The sequence below is a fragment of the Bacillus sp. H1a genome (assembly GCF_000633475.1).
In the GTDB taxonomy this organism is placed as follows: Bacteria; Bacillota; Bacilli; order Bacillales; family Bacillaceae_G; genus Bacillus_A; species Bacillus_A paramycoides.
In genome coordinates this window covers 127,665-146,677 of record NZ_AYMH01000045.1, presented here as the reverse complement: position 1 = coordinate 146,677, position 19,013 = coordinate 127,665, and the positions used below count along the sequence as shown (strand labels likewise).

The window sequence follows — 19,013 nt, the reverse complement described above, 5'->3', positions numbered from 1 at the left end:
TACCTTCGTTTTTTATTACTTTTCTTTGTCATATATTCGTAATATCAAATTAGATATTTCGACATTAATACATGTAAAATCATAAAATTCATTTCCTTTATATAAAAATACATGACGTTTTATGTCGAAGTTTGTTAGATTGTTGAAATATAGGCGTGTTATTTTGTTACAATTATGATACAATGGTAACAAATAGATAACAAGAGAGGGATTTTCATTGAATTCATACGGAAGCTTTATTGCGCTTTTAAGTTACATCGTAACTGTACTGCTTCTATATTTTATTGGCGATGCTGCAAATATTTCAGTGTTACAATTCCCAAAGGAAGAAGCGTTCCAATTAGAGGAAGGATTACATACCTCACGATCTATCGTACCACTACTTTTAGCTCTTCCCGTATATATCATCGTTTTATATAAAAGTAAAAAAGTGTAAAGATTACCTATTTCATTCATTTTGGTGGTCTTTACACTTTTTTTATGATATTTTCCCAATTTTAAACATCATCCCGTAATAAACACCCATCTAGTCGTTTAAAATGAGAAAATCCCCTAGAAAGAATTCCACTCTCTGTCCAGTCACGAACTACCGAACTTACATAGATTATAAGTGTGAAGCGGGTGATGAAGATTATGTTTGGATCATTTGGATGCTGTGATAACTTTAGAGAATGTCATCATCATGAAAGAGTGTGCAACCACCGAGAAAGAGAGAGAAGAAATTAGACCACAACGACCTGCTGTATGTAACATACTTGCTAGCATTTCAGTTGGAACAGAAATTTCTCTTTTAAGCATTAGAGGCCACCAATCATTCCGCAATGTAATTTTTGAAGGATTCTGTAACGGTGTTGCTCTTTTTTCTGCTTTAGCTAATAACAACAAAGATAACAATAAAGACGATAAGAACAATCAAAATAATCAAAACCAAAATACTTTTACTGGCATTTTACGTGTATGCCCAACTGATATTATCGCAATCGCTATCTAATTCTGTCCCTTATCCTCTATAGTAAGAAAATAAGCTTTACTTTTCTCATAGAAAAAACCTGAGACCGATTTCAAATCGACTCAGGTTTTTTTATAATTATATGCTTTTAACTAGTTCAACAACTTCCTCAGCAGTTGACATCATTAATGCCTTTTCTGCCAAAGTTTCCATTTCTGCTTTTGACAACTTGCTTAGTTGTGTTCTTGCAGGAAGGATTGATGTTGCACTCATACTGAACTCATCTAAACCTAAACCTAATAATAATGGAATAGCAAGTGAATCTCCCGCCATCTCACCACACATACCAGCCCATTTGCCTTCTTTATGAGCAGCATCGATAACCATTTTTACAAGACGTAAAATTGATGGGTTATATGGTTGGTATAAGTAAGCTACTTGTTCGTTCATACGGTCTGCAGCCATTGTGTATTGGATTAAGTCATTTGTTCCAATAGAGAAGAAATCAACTTCTTTTGCGAATTGATCTGCTAATACTGCTGAAGCTGGAATTTCAACCATCATACCAACTTCAATAGAATCAGAAACAGTTGTACCCGCTTCTACAAGTTTTGCTTTCTCTTCTAATAAGATCGCTTTTGCTTGACGGAACTCATCAAGAGTTGCAATCATTGGGAACATAATTTTTAAGTTACCGTATACGCTAGCACGAAGTAATGCACGAAGTTGTGTACGGAACACATCTTGCTCATCAAGACATAAGCGAATTGCACGGTATCCTAAGAATGGGTTCATTTCTTTTGGTAAATGTAAGTATGGAAGCTCTTTATCTCCACCGATGTCAAGTGTACGAACAACAACAGGTTGACCTTCTTTTACACCTTCAAGAACTGCTTTATACGCTTCGAACTGCTCTTCTTCTGTTGGAAGATTGTCACGGCCCATGTATAAGAATTCTGTACGGTATAAACCAACGCCTTCTCCGCCATTATCGATAATGCCTTGTACGTCATTTGGTGTACCGATATTAGCAACAAGCTCAACGTGATGTCCATCGCTTGTTACAGTAGCTTGGTCTTTTAATTTTGCCCATTCAGCTTTTTGCTCTTCAAATTTCGCTTTCTTTTCTTCAAACGAACGAAGAGTTTCTTCTGATGGATTTACAATTACTTCTCCATCTAAACCGTCGATGATTACGATATCACCGTTTTGGATTTTCTCCATAACAACTTTCGTACCAACAACAGCTGGAATTTCCATAGAACGAGCCATAATTGCAGAGTGAGATGTACGTCCACCGATATCAGTTGTGAACCCTTTTGCATACTTACGGTTTAACTGAGCTGTATCAGATGGTGTTAAATCTTCAGCAATGATGATTACTTCTTCAGAAATTGTACCAGGGTTTGAGAAGTTAATTCCTAATAAATGTGCAAGAACACGTTTTGTTACGTCGCGAATATCCGCAGCGCGTTCTTTCATATATTCGTTATCCATGTTTTCAAACATAGAAATAAACATTGATGCAACTTCATCCATTGCAAATTCAGCATTTACTTTTTCGCTATTTACTTTATCTTTTACTGGATTTACTAATTCCGGATCATTTAATACTAATAAATGTGCTTCAAAGATAGCAGCTTTATCAGCACCTAGCTCAGCAAAAGCATGGTCCTTAATAGCTTCTAGTTCAGATTTTGCTTTCTCAAGCGCAGCGTCTAAGCGTGCAATTTCAGCAGCTTCGTTTGTAATTGATTTCTTTTCAATGTTAAATTCAGGATTCTCAAGTCTGAAAGCCTTTGCAATAGCAATCCCACTTGATGCAGCGATCCCTTGGATATTAAGAGTCATTATTCTCCTAATCCTTCGTTTTTCATAGTTTCTTCGATAGCTGCTAGTGCTTGAGCTGCATCATCACCATTTGCAGTGATCTTAATTTCTGCGCCTTGTTGAATACCTAAAGACATAACGCCCATGATTGATTTTAAGTTAACGTTTTTTCCGTTATACTCTAAGTTAATGTCAGAACCGAATTTGCTTGCAGTGTTTACAAGTAGAGTTGCTGGACGTGCATGAATTCCTGAGTCGCTAGTTACTTTAAAGATTTTTTCCATGATAATTTATCTCCTTTAAATTACGATTTTTTTTAGTTGTATAGACGTGAGTACTACATCATCTATTGTATATAATAGGCGATGTTCGGTCAACCACATCGCCTATTATAATTATAAACATTTTGCGTCAAATTCCTACTGAATGTCAATAATAGCGTTGTCGCCCTTCTTAACATTTCCATCTTTTTTCAATTCGACTTGTTGTCCTTGTTGTAAATTCGTAAAGACAATTGGTGTAATGATAGATGGTGCATTTTCTTTTACGAATGCAAGATCTACTTTTAATAATGGTTGTCCTTGTTTCACTTTATCACCTTGTGCTACAAGTGCTTCAAAGCCTTCACCATTTAATTTTACAGTATCAATACCAAAGTGGATTAATATTTCTTTTCCGCCTTCAGACTGAATACCAATCGCATGTTTTGTAGGGAATACATTGACAATCTCACCGTTTACTGGAGAAACTACTGTTCCTTCAGTCGGCTCAATTGCAAATCCGTCTCCCATCATTTTCCCTGAGAATACTTGGTCAGGTACTTCTGTAATCGGTAAGATTTTTCCTTCAATTGGTGATACGATTGTTTCATTTTCATCAACTTTTTGAGGAGTTTCTTCTACCTTTACAGGCTCTTCTTTTTCAACATGAGGTGTACGACCTGACATAATATCATGAATTTGTGATTTTAATGTGTCAGATTTCGGTCCGAAAATAGCTTGAATGTTATTTCCAACTTCAAGTACACCAGCTGCTCCAAGTTCTTTTAAGCGGTCTTTGTTTACATTTTTTTGTTCGTTAACTTGAACACGTAAACGAGTAATACAAGCATCTAAAGAAGCGATATTTTCTTTACCACCAAGTGCTACTAATACTTCACGAGGAAGTTCACCTGCTTCTGCTTTTCCTGCACCGTCATTAGCATTTGCTACTTCACGACCAGGTGTTTTTAAATCCCATTTGCGAATTGCAAAACGGAATCCGAAGTAGTAAATAACTGCTAGTACAAGACCAACAACAATTACCCACCACCATGCTGTACGGCCTGGTAGTACACCGAATAAAATAAAGTCAATTAAACCACCAGAGAATGTCATACCAATTTTAACACCTAAAATTTGCATTGTCATAAATGATAGACCAGCAAATACAGCGTGAATCCCGAATAATACTGGTGCTACGAATAAGAATGAAAATTCAAGTGGTTCTGTAATACCTGTTAAGAAAGATGTTAATGCAGCAGAACCTAAAATACCAGCTGCTAATGTTTTATTTTCAGGACGTGCTTCATGGTACATCGCTAAAGCTGCTGCTGGAAGACCGAACATCATGAACGGATACTTACCAGTTGTAAATGTACCTGCTGTTAATTCTACGCCGTCTTTTAACTGTGCCATAAAGATTTTTTGGTCACCACGGATTAATTCGCCAGCCGCATTTGTGTACTGACCAAATTCGAACCAGAACGGTGAATAGAAAATGTGATGTAATCCAAATGGAATTAGTGAACGTTCAATTAAACCAAAAATAAATGCTGCTAACGTTCTATTTGCATCAATCATTTGATGCGAGAACGTATTTAAGCCACCTTGAATGTATGGCCACACGAAGCACATGATAATACCTACTACTAAAGAGAATGTTGCAGTCGCGATCGGTACAAAACGCTTACCTGCAAAGAAACCTAAGTATGATGGTAATTCAATGTTGAAGTATTTATTGTAGCAATATGCCGCTACTATCCCGACGATAATACCACCAAATACTCCGGTTTGTAGTGTTGGAATTCCTAATACGTTTGCATATGCAGGATCTGCAAATCCAATTTTCACTGGATCTGTTCCAGTGCTTGTTACTTTCACTAACTTATCTACTTCTAAGAACACACTCATCGTTTTGTTCATAATTAAGTAGCCGACGAATGCTGCTAAACCAGCTACTCCGTCTCCACCAGCTAAACCAATTGCTACCCCAACTGCGAATAATAACGCAAGGTTAGCGAAAATAATATCACCAGATTGTTCCATAATTTTCGCAACCATTACGAACCAATCTGCTTTTAAAGCAGGAATAACATTTGTTAACTGTGGATTTTGAAATGCATTACCAAATCCAAGCAAAATACCTGCAGCCGGTAAAATCGCTACTGGAAGCATAAGCGCTTTTCCGACTTTTTGAAGAACACCAAAGATATTCTTAAACATGGAAACCCTTCCTCTCTTATCTATATTGATACTTTTCGACAAACGCCAAAAAGGCATGAGGAAAAAAAGATAGAACGATAGCTATACAAAGGGTAGTATATCCCTTTCTCTAGCTTACATTCCTTACTTTTCTCCACTCATGCCTGATCGAATCAGTAACACGTGTCAAAAATAGGATTACGTATAAGTTCACTATAATTAAGGCAAACGTTTTCGTTACTCACCTTAATGTGTTTGTCGAATTTTGTACAACTTTGCAATAGTTATTATACATAACTATTGTAAGCGATTCAATCATTTTTTTTAACGTTTTCATTTTAGACAAAAATATATGTCTTTTTACACATGCTCTGCTTTCACTAACCGTTGTAAATGCATCGTTAAATAAATACTTTCCGCTTCATATACAGGTAGTTGCAATTCTTTCTGCATTACTTTGACTAGCTTCCACGCCAAATTGTAACAGACTGGATATTCCAATTTTAATAAATCAGCAAAACTTTGTGCCTCTTCTACTTTTTCGCCTTTTTTTACCCGTTCAATAGCATATTGTAAATGACGAATAAGGCGTAAGTAATGAATGCTTTCTTGGTCTAATGTAATTTGTAGGTTTGTTTCAATTAAAGACACAAGTTGTGCAATAAGACGGGAATTTTGATTAACAGAAGATAAATCAGAGTTTGTAAGCGAGCTGTATATATGAAGTGCGATAAAGCCAACTTCCCCTTCTGGCAATGTAATTTGCAAACGAGAGTTTAACAGGTGTACAACTCCTTCGGCAATTTTATATTCCTCTGGATATAGCATTTTCGTTTCAACCAAAAAAGGATTATCTATTGTAAGTCCTTGTTTCAGCCTTTTAATTGCAAAAGAAATATGATCTGTTAAAGCGATATGAATATGTTCATTTAATGGAGACTCTGCTTTTTCTTGAATGTATAACATAATATCATTCATCAATTCAATTAGCTTTTCACTCACATGTGGCACTAAAAGTTTGTATTGTTCTCGATCACGTTCATTTTTTAAAACAAACATTTTCTCAATTTGTTCTTGCTCCAACACATCTTCAGCCTTTTTTCCAAATCCAATTCCTTTACCGATCACTACTACTTCCTCGTGTTCAGGATGGCTAGCAATGATGACATTATTATTTAAAACTTTTTTAATTTCTAGATAATTACTCATATAACACCACCCTCGTACTTAAATAGCCTACTGTTATGTTACAGAATATTCTTCTTTGTCGTCAATGTAAAACATCTACCATTTGTTAAAAATTCATTTTTTAGACATGTTTGTATATGATGCGTATAATGTAAGGGCAACTGTACATAGAAAGGAGATAGCAACATGATTAAAATGTTTGTAAGTGATATTGACGGTACAATGATGCAACACGGAGGTCTAATTGACGAACAAGATATTGCAGCACTTCGTAGTCTAGCTGAGCAAAATGTTATTCTTTGTTTCGCTTCCGGACGACTTGATAATGAAATCGCAGACTTAATGAAAGCTGTAAATACAAATTTTCATCGTATTAGTGTGAATGGTGTTTTCGTATATACTCATGCAAATAAGCAACTATTATCTGCAACATTCGATTCCAGTATTCTACCTGACTTGTTAGCGATGACGAACGAAGACCCTTATTTCCGTTATGTAAGTGATGAGCATAATTACTACATTGAAGAAAAGACACCTTTTATTCATGAACTTGAAAAACAAGTAACGATGACTTCCGTTGAAGAACCACATTTGTTACAGAAAATAGACGATACAATTTTTCCAAATAAAATTTCTGTTGGTGGAACTAAGGAAAGCTTACAAGTTCTTCAAAAAAAAATTGATGAAAAATTTCAGGGGAAAGTTAGTACTTTCATTTCAGCAGAACAGTGTTTAGATGTAATGCCACCTAATATTAGTAAAGGCTCCGCTATCTCCATTTTATTACAAGAGTTTCAAATACAACCCGAAGAGGTTGCTTGCATCGGAGATTCTTACAATGATATTCCAATGTTTTCTCTAACTCCTCACAGTTTTGCTATGTCTCAGGCTGATGACGCGGTAAAAGAACATGCTCACTATGTAGTCGATGCTGTTAAAGATGCAGTTAACCAAGTGCTTGCTCATAATAAAGAAGAAAATAAAAATACGACTCGATCCTTATAAGGATGAGTCGTATTTTTATTTTCTTTACATGTTGAACACATGAAAGTTCACTGTACTTCACAAACTGAAATATATTACTTGTTACGTGCGATGTTCGTAATAAACTTATAACGATCACCACGATAAATACATTTCACATACTCTAACGGTAACTCACCTTCTGAATATGACCATTGACGCATTACAAGTACAGGCGCCTTTTTAGGAATATGCAGATGTTCAGCTTCATTATCTGTTGCGATTGAAGCTTCAATTGATTGAGTAGCGCGAACAAGTTTAAAGCCTAGTTTTTTCTCTAAATGTTCATATAAAGATTGTTGCAATATTTCTTCGTTAATATCATTCACAAGAGTTGGCGACAAATATGTCGTCTCAAATGCAATCGGTTCGTCATCAGCTAAGCGAGTACGCCTCACTTCATAAACCGACTCTCCCTCTTGTATTCTCAGCCGGTCTGCTATTTTAGCAGTAGCTGGAACTAGGCGGAAGCTCAATAACTGGCTGCTCGGTTTCATACCACGAGAAATCATATCTTCTGTGAATCCCGTCATTCCTTGCAACTTTTGCTCCACTTTCGGAAGTTGAACGAATGTTCCAATTCCACGTTTCCGGTATAAATATCCTTGTTCCACTAAGTTATTAATTGCCTGTCTGATTGTCATACGACTCACTTCGAACTTATCACAAAGTTCATTCTCAGATGGAATTTTATCTCCCGGCTTCCATTCGCCGTCCTCAATTAGCTGTTTCACCCACTCTTGAATCTGATAATAGATCGGAAATGGTGAATACTTGTCGATGTTCATCAGCAATCGCCTCACTGCATAAAGATAGAGCTTCTGGATCTGCGATTACGGTTACATTCGGATGACGTTGTAAAACTGTAGCAGGACACACCTCACTATATTCACCTTGCAATAATTCTTTAATAGCTTCTGCCTTTTTAGATCCCATAGCAACAAGTAGAATTTGTTTCGCTTTCATGATGCTTCCAATTCCCATTGTAATCGCATGAGTCGGCACATCTTCTTCATTCTCAAAGAAGCGAAGATTTGCTTGGCGCGTAGATTCTGTTAATTCCACAATGTTAGTTGGAGAATTAAATGGTGTTCCTGGCTCATTAAATCCGATGTGACCGTTTTCACCGATTCCAAGAATCTGTAAGTCAACTGGGTTAGCTGCTAGAATGCCTTCATAACGCTTGCACTCTTCCTCTAAATCACTTGCCATCCCGTTTGGTACATAAGTTTGTTTAAATGGAAGATGATCAAACAACTGTTCTTGCATGAAATAGTGATAGCTGTTTTTATCTTCGTGTGGTAAATTTACGTACTCATCTAAGTTTACAGTGGTTGCATGACTTGTATCAAGTTTATTTTTTCGCATTTCTGCATAAATACCTAATGGGGAGCTTCCAGTAGCCATTCCTAATGTTGGATTTTCTTTTGATTTTACAACCTCTTCAATTAACTTATAGCCTGCTTCTGCTAATTCTTCTGGAGTTTTTACAACAAGAATTTTCATCTAATTACTTCCCTTCCTTCATATGAGTTCCTAAACGAACCGTATCATATACATGTAATTCTTCAGTCATAACAACAAAGTCTGCATCTTTACCTACCACTAACGCACCTTTATTATTTAATCCAAACTCTTCTGCCTGGTTAACTGATGTCATCAGTACTGCGTCTTCGATTGAACATCCTGTAAATTCAATTACATTTCGGAAGGCTTGATCCATTTTCAAAATACTACCAGCTAACGTTCCATCTTCTAATCGGGCACTTCCATCTTTTACATGTACTGGCTGTCCGCCAAGCTCATATAATCCATCTTCAAGACCTTTTGCACGCATTGCATCAGTAATGACACTTACTTTTTTCGGTCCTTTTAATTTATATGCTAATTTCACCATATCAGGGTGAATATGAATGCCATCTGTAATTACTTCAACCATTACATCTGGATTTAATAACACATGACCAACAGCTCCTGGTTCACGGTGATGTAATCCACGCATTTGATTGTATAAATGTGTTGCATGTGTAATTTTTCTATTTTTCAGTTGTGCATCCATCGCATCTGTGTGCCCCATTGTGCCAACAACACCTGTTTCAGCAAGATACTGTTCAAACTCTAACGCACCTTCTTCTTCTGGCGCATATGTTACTAATTTAATTAGATTACCGCTTGCTTCCTGCCATTGTTTAAATTGCTCGATACTCGCAGGAACAATATGTTCAAGTGGTTGTGCACCCGCACGTTTTTTTGAAACATATGGTCCTTCTAAGTGAATATATTCGAAATGTGCTCCTTTTTCTTTCGCTTCCTTCGCAGCACTTAGTGCCGCTTCAATCGCTTCTGGAGCTTGTGTCATTGTTGTTGGGAAGTAAGTTGTAACTCCTTCTTTTAACATTTCTTTACCAAGAGTTACTAATCCATCGCTATTTGCATCCATCGCATCAATATCGTACCCACCATGAATATGAACATCAATCATACCTGGAATCACAATCTTCCCTGCAGCATCTAAAACAGTTTCATTTTCTTGTGAGACATATTGAGCCATCAAACCAATTTCTTTAATTGTTTCTGCGTAACGAATAAATCCGTTTTCCACTACTTCTTGACCTGTATAAATTTTGGCATTGATGACAACTTGCGTTTTCATTTTCATCGATCCTTTCCCATGAAATACCTACTTGTTATTATTACCTTATTCGCCTAATTCCATCTTAATATACACACGAGTAGTTGTCTATACATTCTAATGAAATTTCCTCTTTGTTCAGCAAAAAAGGAAATTAATTATTTCTCTCTCAATTATAATATATGTTATTCATTTTTTCCAAAAAGGGAAGATAACCTCTTATATAATTAGTTACTTAAGTAATGGCATCAAGCCGCTCGACCACATTGCAATATGTTCACCATCTGTTTCTATTTCTACTGTTCGCTTATTTGTTCCATATAGCATTATACCGCGATGTTTTAATCGTCTCACTACACTTTGATGAGGATGTCCATACGGATTTTTACTCCCGTATGAAAGAATAGCGAATTGTGGATCTACTTTTTTTAAAAATGTTTCACTCGTTGAAGTATACGAGCCATGATGCCCCACTTTTAATACATCTGCATGTACATCAAATTGCTTTAATATTTCATTTTCCGTCCGTACATCAGCATCACCCATTAATAAAAAGTCTGCTTTACCATATCGAATTTTTAAAACAATTGAAGACTCATTATTCTCATCTTTCGATTTCCCATTGTTTAACACCTGTATAGAAACATGTGGATCTAACGGTATATATTGTCCTTCCTTCACTGAGACGAAAGGTATGCCCCTTTTTTTAATATTATTCCGATACGTATGATAAGTAAATGAACTATATGTTTTCCCACTATCTAATACGAGTGAGACTGGCATTTGTTCTACAATCGGAATAAGTCCACCTATATGGTCCATATCAGGATGCGTACCTACAATAACATCTAAGTGGTTAATCCCTTTTTCAATTAGTTTTTGAATAATGACCTCTCCCGCTTCATAAGGCCCTCCATCAATTAACATCGTTTGGCCATTTGGCAAGGTAATAAGTGTCGCATCACCTTGTCCAACTTTTAAAAAACTCACTTTCATTTTCCCTAAATGTTGCCGTTGCATATGTAAAGGAGACGCAGTATGAATAGTCATCATATATCTTTTAGCCGATGCGCTGTTTAGCGAAAAACATAATAAAACAGAAACCAACAATAGAATACTCCGTACACCTCTCATAACTCGTCTCCTTTTTTCATTTAGTATGGCACGCCCTGTAATTGATATACAAAAAAAGCTTAGCAAAATGCTAAGCTTTTATTTTGATAATTCCTGTAAAGAACCGAAGAATAAATCTGCTTCATTCATTTGTTCATTTTCTTCAGAAAGCGATGGCAAATCATCTAATGTTTTCAATCCAAACGTATCCAAAAATTCTTTCGTAGTTCCGTATAAGATAGGACGCCCTGGGCCTTCCGCTCTTCCCGTTTCTTTTATAAGTAAGTGCGAAACTAACGTTTGTAATGCCTTGTCCGTTTTCACACCTCTAATCTCTTCCATTTCTGTCCTTGTAATCGGTTGACGATATGCAACGATTGCCAACGTTTCAAGAGCTGCTTGAGAAAGTGAAGCCGCGGTTGGGGTATCCATTAATTTTTGATAATACGAAGCATGCTCTTTCTTTGTTGCAAAACGATATACTTTTGCATATTGCACAATTTGCAAGCCGCGATGCGTTCCTTCGCATTCCGTTTGCATTTCCTCTATACTGTTTCTTACTTCTTCCACTTCAATTTCAAGAACTTTCGCTATTTGTTCTGGATAAATCCCTTCATCACCGGCAACAAATAAAAGTCCTTCAATAATTGCTTTTTGTTCTTTTCTATCCATTTTACGAACTCCTTCCTCCTGCCTTTTCCAAAAAAATACACATAAAAAAAACCGAATCACAGTCAATGCGTTCGGTTCAATATTTCTTTTCTTGTTCCAAACGATACACTAAAAACGATCATGAGATAAAGTATTTCCCTCTCATTTTCCACCCTAATAAGCTATAATGAATCTATACGGATTTATTAGAGCTTGATACGAAAATTTCATCAAAATTATGCTCTTGTTCAATAATAATTTGTTGATTTTTCATCAGCTCAAGAACCGCTAAAAATGTTACAACCATTATTTCTCGTTCTTCATCAACAAACAAATCATAAAAGCTTTGACGACCGCCTTTTGTTTCTAACTGTTGTAGAATATCAGTCATTCGCTTTTCAATTGGTATTTCTTGACGAGTAATTCGTGTTGTTACAGGATTCTTTGCTTTTTTACGACGCATTAGCTTTTGAAATGCCGCTAACATATCATATAATGTAACATCAAGAGGTAAGCTTGTCTCCTCTTCTTGTTGAAATGATGTAAAATCAATTGGCGGACGTGTATATAGCTGTGCTCTTTCTTGTTCTCTTTCTTTTAACTCAGTAGCAACTTGCTTATATTTCTTATATTCAATTAACCTCTCCATCAATTCTTGACGAGGGTCATCCATAAAGTCTTCACCGTTATCAGGTACATCTTCTTCTTGTTTTGGTAACAACATTTTACTTTTAATTTGCAATAACGTTGCTGCCATTACTAAATACTCACTAGCAACATCTAATTGTAATTCTTTCATCGTATGGACATAAGATAAATATTGCTCTGTAATTTCCGCTACAGGAATATTGTATATATCAATTTCGTAACGATGTATTAAATGTAACAATAGATCTAAAGGCCCTTCAAATGCCTCTACTTTAAAATTATACTGCACAAAGCATCCCACCACATTTTTTCTATAACAACATAAGTATAGAGCATACTCATGTTCTATCCAACCTTTTTAAGAAATTTAATTAAAAATAGACCTATGCCCATGTCATAATGCCCACCGCTTCATATGATAACAGTGTAGTAAGAACAATGTAGGAGGTCAAAAAACTATGGGTCACGTTGATTGCGGTTTTAGCGGTGGATTCGCATTACTTGTTGTACTGTTCATTTTACTAATCATTGTAGGAGCGGCTTGCTTCTGCTAACATGAGGCAATAAAGCGACTAAGGAAAATTCCCTAGTCGCTTATTGTTAATATTTCTATGATACACTGTACATATAATAGTTAGACAGGGGCGAAAAAAATGTATCCTACCGAATACATACAATTTTTAATTCATTTTCACGGAGATTATGATTATTTTGAATGTCATGAAATACTAGAAGAGTATTGGAAATTAAAACCTAGAGGAGAGCGTGACAATTACTTAGTTGGTCTCATTCAAATTGCGGTTTCTTTATATCATCAAAGACGCTCCAACTGGAATGGCGCAGAGAAAATGATAAAAAGTTCAATAGCACTTTTAGAAAAGAACAGTGCGTCATTACAACAATTAGGAATAGATCATAAACAGCTAATATTCTTATTAAATGAAAGATTACAATCTATCCATAAAAAAGAAAATTTCGCTCCGTTATTTTTACCATTATTAGACGCTTCATTGGAAAGTCATTGCATACAGTTATGTAAGAAACAAGGGCTATTTTGGAAAGATGCGAACGCCATTCCTGGTGAATACATTATGAATAAGCACACATTACGTGATCGAACAGAAGTCATTTCTGAACGAAACGAACAACTACAAAAAAGAAAGCAGAGATAATAAACTACTTATCCCTGCTTTCATGAATGTATATTTTGTTCAAGCTCTTTACACTTTTTGCAAAAACTTGCTGTTTGCTCATTTCCGCAAATTGTAAACTCAAGAAATTTAATCTTAAGTTCTTGAACCATCTTCGTCCCAATCCCCATATGACGGTGAGACGGGTTCACGCTCAAATGCTGAATTTCTAATACATGATTCTCTTTTTTTACAATCCCCATTATCCCAACAAAATCTTCGTTTTGTTTCCACAAATACAGTTGCCAATCATCTTTTGTTTCATACTCTTTCATTGTCAATTGTAATGTTTTCACATCTTTTTCAGTTGGCATAAATGAAAGAAGCCCCATTGCAATCTTTTCATAACTTTTTTTAAAACGAATTAACATAACCCTTATCCCTTCTTACAAAAGTTATAAACTATTAATCCCATCAATCACTCTTTTCATATCACATACATTTTACAATATTTTCAACAGAGTGAGAAGAGCCTAAAACAACTTGATAATCATACAAAGTGAAAAGAAGAAAGTCAAATACATGTTTTCGCACTATTTCGTTCTAAGTAGATTTTCAAAAAAAGAGACCATACTACATGAAAGTTAACAGAAACACGTGCTACTCATCCCCGTAGAACAACGTAATTCTAGCAAAATTCATATAATAAAAATATTTTTTGACACATATAATCTAATGTATTCTATGTAATTTGTTAAAAGTTTGTTCTCATAAGCACTATATTTTAGCAATAATCAAAGTGCTACTTGTACCATGTACTGTAGCGGAAATACCCATTCCTATTTTAAACATAAAAAGAGAGCAAAAGCTCTCTTTTTTCATACCTTATTCTTCCCAAACTTTAACTTCTTTCATTACATCGCCTTGACGCATGTTTAATACTGTTTCAATACCGCTCGTCGCTTTACCAAACACTGTATGTACGCCATCTAAATGAGGTTGTGGCTCATGAACAACAAAGAATTGGCTACCACCTGTATTACGGCCAGCATGTGCCATAGAAAGTGAGCCAACAACGTGTCTATGAGGGTTTCCATCAGTTTCACATGGAATAGAGTAACCTGGGCCACCTGCACCTGTGCCTGTTGGGTCTCCACCTTGGCTTACGAAGCCAGGAATAACGCGGTGGAATGTCACACCATCATAAAATCCTTGCTCTGCTAATTTTTTAAAGTTTTCTACTGTTTTCGGTGCCTCTTCTGGGAAAAATTCCAATTCGATTTTTTCACCATTTTCCATTAATATGTATCCTAAAGTTTTCATACGTATATGTCTCCTTTCAACTATCTCAGCACTATATTACCATATTCATGACGAGAAACAAAAAGAATCCGACAATCTGCATACTTCTTTTTTGAAATGTGGAAAAAGCTAGGTGACAAATAAGAAAAATATACTATAATAACTGTGTTGCCCGAAAATTTTAGAAAGAGAAAGGGAGCGATTTTTCGTGAAAGCGAAATTACTAGCTCTGCTATTAGCTGTAGCAGTATTTATTATGCCAACAGCTTCATTTGCAGACATCATTGAGGGAGAATCAATTGTTACACTAGGAGAAAACTTATCTGAACAACAAAAACAAGATCTGTTAAAAGAAATGAAAGCACCAAAAGATGCTACAATTATTACTGTGTCTAATGCGGAAGAACATAAATTTCTAGAAGGAATTGTTCCAAAAGCACAAATTGGTACGAGAGCAATTTCCTCTTCTATGATTACATACACAAAACCAGGGTCAGGTCTCATTGTACGCTCAAAAAACATTAATTCGATAACAGATGCAATGTACACAAATGCACTTATTACAGCAGGTGTGAAAGATGCAGAGATTCAAATTACTGCACCATTTAAAGTTTCTGGAACCGCTGCTTTAACCGGTTTAATGAAGGCATATGAAACAACATCGAACAAAGAAATTCCAGAAGATGTTAAAAAAGTAGCCAATGAAGAAATGGTACAAACAGCAAAACTTGGTGATAAAATCGGTGAAGAAAAAGCAGTTCAACTTGTTGCAAAAATTAAAGAAGAAATTGCAAAAGAACAGCCAAAAACTACTGAAGATTTACGTTCATTAATAAAAAAAATTGCTGATCAACTCGGTATTACATTAACAGATGAACAGTTGGATAACTTAGTAGCGTTATTTGATAAAATGAAAAATCTTAATATTGATTGGAACCAAGTTGGTAGCCAATTAAACAAAGCAAAAGACCATGTATCAGCCTTCTTAGGATCTGAAGAAGGACAAAGTTTCTTAGATAAAGTAAAAGATTTCTTCTCTAGTATCATTGATTTTGTTAAATCATTATTTAAGTAAAAAGCTCGTCTTTGACGAGCTTTTTTATTTTGCATTAACGAGCGTCTGAGCTAATAATTAGCAGGATTTAAGGTTTCACTTTATACGAGCAAAGGTAATTTCATAATAGCCTCTTCAACCGAACGAACAACATGATTTACCTTCTCTTTCACATACGGATGAGCATGATGAAGAGTAAACGAGTGCGGAGTTACTTCAAACATAGAAATATCATTAAAAGAGTCACCAATGCACGCGACTTCCTTTGCCTCAACTTTTAAATATTCCATTAATCGCTTCAGAGCGCTCCCCTTACTTACTCCCTTTGGCATAATGTCAACGTAGCGCTTACCCGATATAAAAACTTCCGCTTCGCTATGAAATGTATCTCGTAATTCTTGATCTAATGCTACAATTTTCTCTTCACCCCCAAAAACAAACAACTTCGCAGGATGTACAGTCTTCCCGAATTCCTCTTCTAATGCTTCTATTTCAGCGATATGCACTCCCATATACTCTTCAAAAATATGATGATGTTCATTCTTCCTTTTTGTATATCGCTGCTCATTTGCACATACAATATCTGCTAGTCCCTTTTTATGTATATATCGATATATTTCCTGGGCAACCCCATCTTCAAAACTCGATTCATGAAATACTTTTCCATCCGGTAGTAACATTGTCGCTCCATTTAAACCGGTTGTGTAATACGGGAACGAAAACCGTTCTACCGCCTCATTAATTCGGTGAGTAAAACGGCCAGAGGCAAAACAAATATTTGTCCCTTTTTCAGCTAGCCAACAAAGCGCTCGTTCATCTTCTTTTTGCATATGATTCACATTGTAAACGAGCGTATCATCTAAATCACTTACAAATAATTTAATCATGTCCTCTTCCCCTTTCATACACAATATCTACTCTAATTGTACAAAAAAAATGTTTGGTTTTTGTTAAAAAAGCAATAATTTTTCAATAAAAAATAAGCGGGAGCATAATCCCGCTTATTTTTGTCTTCGCACATTTTGAGGTCTTACAATACTTGGACGAACTTTTAAACTAGACATAGTTGGACGGAGTAAAACTTTTGTTAATGCACCCCAATCAAACGGTAAAAACGGCCATAAATACGGTGTTTGTAAACTTTTTATAGACGCTAAAAATAAAATCAATATAGTCATTCCGATTACAAATCCCATCTCATGAAAGGCACCTGTCAAAATAATGACAAACAATTTTCCAACCTTATTTCCAAGTCCAAGTTCATAACTCGGCGTTGCAAATGATCCAATCATAGAAACCGCTACATATAAAATAACTTCTGGTACAAACAAACCTACATCAATTGCAATTTGACCAATTAATATGGCAGAAATTAATCCTGCTGCAGATGACAACGGTGTCGGTGTATGAATAGCTGCCATCCTTAAAAATTCAAGTCCAATTTCTGCCATCAAAACTTGTAATAAAATCGGTAAATGCGTCATCTTATTTGGTCCAATGAAAGCAAGATTTTCCGGTAAAAGAGTTGGATCAAATACAAAAACTAACCAAAATGGCAGTAAGAACAGCGAAAATATAACGCCTAAAAAACGTATCCAACGTAAAAATGTACCTACAGCTGGATTTTGCCTAAACTCTTCTGCATGCTGTAAATGATGGAAATATGTCGTTGGCGTAATCATAACACTTGGTGACGTATCAACGAGCACTAGCACATGTCCTTCTAATAGATGATTTGCTGCTACATCGGGCCTTTCTGTATATCGAATAAGCGGGAATGGATTATAACTTTGTTTGACAACAAATTCTTCTACCGTTTTATCCGCCATCGTAATCCCGTCTACTTCAATGTTATTTAATTCTTGCTTTATAATCTTTACCAAATCTGGATTTGCAACATCTTGAACGTATGTAATACAAATATCCGTTTGCGATCTATCTCCAACTCGAATCATTTCATTTCGAAGACGTGGATCGCGTATCCTTCTACGAATTAAAGCTGTATTTACAACGATATTTTCAACAAAGCCATCCCTTGCACCACGTACTACCTTTTCTGTATCTGGTTCTGTCGGTGTCCGCCCTGGATAACTACGAACATCTATTGCGAACGCTTCCGTTTCACCTTCCACAAATATAACAATGAGTCCAGACAATACTTGGAGCATTACCTCATCCATCGTTTTCACTTTACTTACTTGTTGATGAATTAAACGATTCTCTAAAAGCTTCACTGTATTTTCTTCGACATCCCTTATTTCATTTGTATCCACCGCTTCTTCTAAAATAGGGATAATATAATTTGTATCACAAAGTCCATTTACAAATAACACACCAATTTCTTTATTTAAAATTTGAAATTTACGAATACCCACATCGTATGTAACACCTAGTCCAACCGTTTGTTTTAAATAATTTTCATTATCACTTAAAAAAGATGAAATAGGGATATTCACTTTTTTAGGATTCGTCATAAAACCCACTCCTTTCCAAAATTAATTGAATCGCTTTTCTAGTAATAGGTGAGCCTCTCTCCCATTCATCATTTCCACACATCTTACCAATATCACCAACCCCCACAATGACAGGAACATTCAAATCATCTAAACAATAAATCGTATCCCCACTAATCCTGCCAATTTCACCATCTGGAAGTCCAAATTTATCCACACCGTATTCTGTCAAATTCCCATTCCGATCTACACTTACATCTACACGTGCCCATTCCCAATGATGTGTATTAGACGCTACTGCTAAAATACCAAGTACATCAACTTGTTTATGTGTTGCGACATATTTTAACGCCTTTTCACCAGATCCTTCTCCTATAAATCCGCTGTCATCAAACATGACAAATACAGGGTCATATGGTGTTTGCATAATAAGCTCAACAACTTTCTTCCCTGTCAATTTGGTTGGATTACTTTGCGATGCTGAAATACACCTTCCCCCAAATTCCTTTGTTAACAGCTCAATTGTCCGCTTTGCATATTCATCTCCATCTGTGACCAAAACAACCCTTCGTCTCATT

Annotated in this window: 20 protein-coding genes and 1 pseudogene; 6 read left to right on the top strand and 15 right to left on the bottom strand. The window is 35.8% G+C overall.

Annotated elements, in window-relative coordinates; genetic code table 11:
* The first annotated feature begins 217 nt into the window (after positions 1 to 217).
* Together U860_RS0121775 and U860_RS31835 are read left to right on the top strand one after the other, a co-directional pair.
* The gene (locus U860_RS0121775) at positions 218 to 436 is read left to right on the top strand and encodes a hypothetical protein (protein ID WP_002173282.1); all 219 of its coding nucleotides are present in this window, start codon (positions 218 to 220) and stop codon (positions 434 to 436) included.
* Between the two features lie 197 nt (positions 437 to 633).
* A pseudogene (locus U860_RS31835) lies at positions 634 to 991 on the top strand (DUF3915 family protein).
* 96 nt (positions 992 to 1,087) lie between these two features.
* On the opposite strand, the gene ptsP reads toward U860_RS31835, so the two are convergent.
* The 4 genes from ptsP to glcT all read right to left on the bottom strand — a co-directional run bounded on the left by ptsP (position 1,088) and on the right by glcT (position 6,450).
* Positions 1,088 to 2,800, bottom strand: coding sequence for a phosphoenolpyruvate--protein phosphotransferase (gene ptsP / locus U860_RS0121765; RefSeq protein ID WP_002173284.1), 1,713 nt, complete (start codon positions 2,798 to 2,800; stop codon positions 1,088 to 1,090).
* Positions 2,800 to 3,063: a phosphocarrier protein HPr gene (ptsH, locus tag U860_RS0121760; protein ID WP_000411079.1), complete on the bottom strand. Its 264-nt coding sequence runs from the start codon at positions 3,061 to 3,063 to the stop codon at positions 2,800 to 2,802. Before ptsH ends, ptsP begins: the two co-directional genes overlap by 1 nt.
* Before the next feature lie 135 nt (positions 3,064 to 3,198).
* Entirely contained in the window at positions 3,199 to 5,262 is a 2,064-nt protein-coding gene (gene ptsG, locus U860_RS0121755; protein ID WP_025150161.1) for a PTS glucose transporter subunit IIABC, read from the bottom strand.
* Positions 5,263 to 5,601: 339 nt separating this feature from the next.
* Positions 5,602 to 6,450, bottom strand: a complete 849-nt coding sequence (gene glcT, locus U860_RS0121750) for a ptsGHI operon transcription antiterminator GlcT (protein ID WP_002173286.1) — start codon at positions 6,448 to 6,450, stop codon at positions 5,602 to 5,604.
* A gap of 165 nt (positions 6,451 to 6,615) precedes the next feature.
* On the opposite strand from glcT, the gene U860_RS0121745 reads away from it, so the two are divergent.
* Positions 6,616 to 7,434 carry a Cof-type HAD-IIB family hydrolase gene (locus U860_RS0121745; protein WP_025150160.1) on the top strand — a complete coding sequence of 273 codons (819 nt, stop codon included), beginning with the start codon at positions 6,616 to 6,618 and terminating at the stop codon, positions 7,432 to 7,434.
* Positions 7,435 to 7,508: 74 nt separating this feature from the next.
* Here the strand turns inward: U860_RS0121745 and phnF are convergent, their stop codons facing one another.
* From phnF to U860_RS0121715, 6 genes are all read right to left on the bottom strand, one after another.
* Positions 7,509 to 8,240, bottom strand: a complete 732-nt coding sequence (phnF, locus tag U860_RS0121740) for a phosphonate metabolism transcriptional regulator PhnF (RefSeq protein WP_071718750.1) — start codon at positions 8,238 to 8,240, stop codon at positions 7,509 to 7,511.
* Entirely contained in the window at positions 8,170 to 8,958 is a 789-nt protein-coding gene (gene nagB, locus U860_RS0121735; RefSeq protein WP_002173289.1) for a glucosamine-6-phosphate deaminase, read from the bottom strand. The genes phnF and nagB overlap by 71 nt, the downstream gene beginning before the upstream one ends.
* A 4-nt stretch (positions 8,959 to 8,962) precedes the next feature.
* Entirely contained in the window at positions 8,963 to 10,105 is a 1,143-nt protein-coding gene (nagA, locus tag U860_RS0121730; RefSeq protein WP_025150159.1) for an N-acetylglucosamine-6-phosphate deacetylase, read from the bottom strand.
* A gap of 210 nt (positions 10,106 to 10,315) precedes the next feature.
* Entirely contained in the window at positions 10,316 to 11,218 is a 903-nt protein-coding gene (locus U860_RS0121725; RefSeq protein ID WP_025150158.1) for an MBL fold metallo-hydrolase, read from the bottom strand.
* 78 nt (positions 11,219 to 11,296) lie between these two features.
* Positions 11,297 to 11,869, bottom strand: coding sequence for an SMC-Scp complex subunit ScpB (gene scpB / locus U860_RS0121720; RefSeq protein WP_025150157.1), 573 nt, complete (start codon positions 11,867 to 11,869; stop codon positions 11,297 to 11,299).
* A 172-nt stretch (positions 11,870 to 12,041) separates the two neighbouring features.
* A complete protein-coding gene (locus U860_RS0121715; protein WP_025150156.1) occupies positions 12,042 to 12,785 on the bottom strand; it encodes a segregation/condensation protein A in 744 nt (247 codons plus the stop codon).
* A 169-nt stretch (positions 12,786 to 12,954) separates the two neighbouring features.
* On the opposite strand from U860_RS0121715, the gene U860_RS33920 reads away from it, so the two are divergent.
* Complete coding sequence (locus U860_RS33920; RefSeq protein WP_000510194.1) at positions 12,955 to 13,050, top strand: YjcZ family sporulation protein; 96 nt, start codon at positions 12,955 to 12,957, stop codon at positions 13,048 to 13,050.
* A gap of 99 nt (positions 13,051 to 13,149) precedes the next feature.
* On the top strand, positions 13,150 to 13,668 hold the full coding sequence (locus U860_RS0121705) for a DUF309 domain-containing protein (protein WP_025150155.1): 519 nt from the start codon (positions 13,150 to 13,152) through the stop codon (positions 13,666 to 13,668).
* A gap of 20 nt (positions 13,669 to 13,688) precedes the next feature.
* Here U860_RS0121705 and ribT read toward each other — a convergent pair whose 3' ends face one another.
* Positions 13,689 to 14,057 (bottom strand): GNAT family N-acetyltransferase RibT, encoded by a 369-nt coding sequence (gene ribT / locus U860_RS0121700; RefSeq protein WP_002173295.1) that lies wholly within the window; start codon positions 14,055 to 14,057, stop codon positions 13,689 to 13,691.
* Positions 14,058 to 14,511: 454 nt separating this feature from the next.
* On the bottom strand, positions 14,512 to 14,949 hold the full coding sequence (locus tag U860_RS0121695) for a peptidylprolyl isomerase (protein ID WP_025150154.1): 438 nt from the start codon (positions 14,947 to 14,949) through the stop codon (positions 14,512 to 14,514).
* A gap of 187 nt (positions 14,950 to 15,136) precedes the next feature.
* Between U860_RS0121695 and U860_RS0121690 the strand changes: the two genes are divergently transcribed.
* Complete coding sequence (locus U860_RS0121690) at positions 15,137 to 16,003, top strand: DUF1002 domain-containing protein (RefSeq protein ID WP_002173296.1); 867 nt, start codon at positions 15,137 to 15,139, stop codon at positions 16,001 to 16,003.
* Between the two features lie 80 nt (positions 16,004 to 16,083).
* On the opposite strand, the gene U860_RS0121685 is transcribed toward U860_RS0121690, so the two are convergent.
* The 3 genes from U860_RS0121685 to U860_RS0121675 all read right to left on the bottom strand — a co-directional run bounded on the left by U860_RS0121685 (position 16,084) and on the right by U860_RS0121675 (position 19,012).
* Positions 16,084 to 16,887, bottom strand: coding sequence for a Cof-type HAD-IIB family hydrolase (locus U860_RS0121685; protein WP_025150153.1), 804 nt, complete (start codon positions 16,885 to 16,887; stop codon positions 16,084 to 16,086).
* Between the two features lie 96 nt (positions 16,888 to 16,983).
* The gene (spoVAF, locus tag U860_RS0121680; protein WP_025150152.1) at positions 16,984 to 18,456 is read right to left on the bottom strand and encodes a spore germination protein SpoVAF; all 1,473 of its coding nucleotides are present in this window, start codon (positions 18,454 to 18,456) and stop codon (positions 16,984 to 16,986) included.
* Positions 18,443 to 19,012 (bottom strand): stage V sporulation protein AE, encoded by a 570-nt coding sequence (locus tag U860_RS0121675; protein WP_025150151.1) that lies wholly within the window; start codon positions 19,010 to 19,012, stop codon positions 18,443 to 18,445. Before U860_RS0121675 ends, spoVAF begins: the two co-directional genes overlap by 14 nt.
* Position 19,013 lies beyond the last annotated feature (1 nt).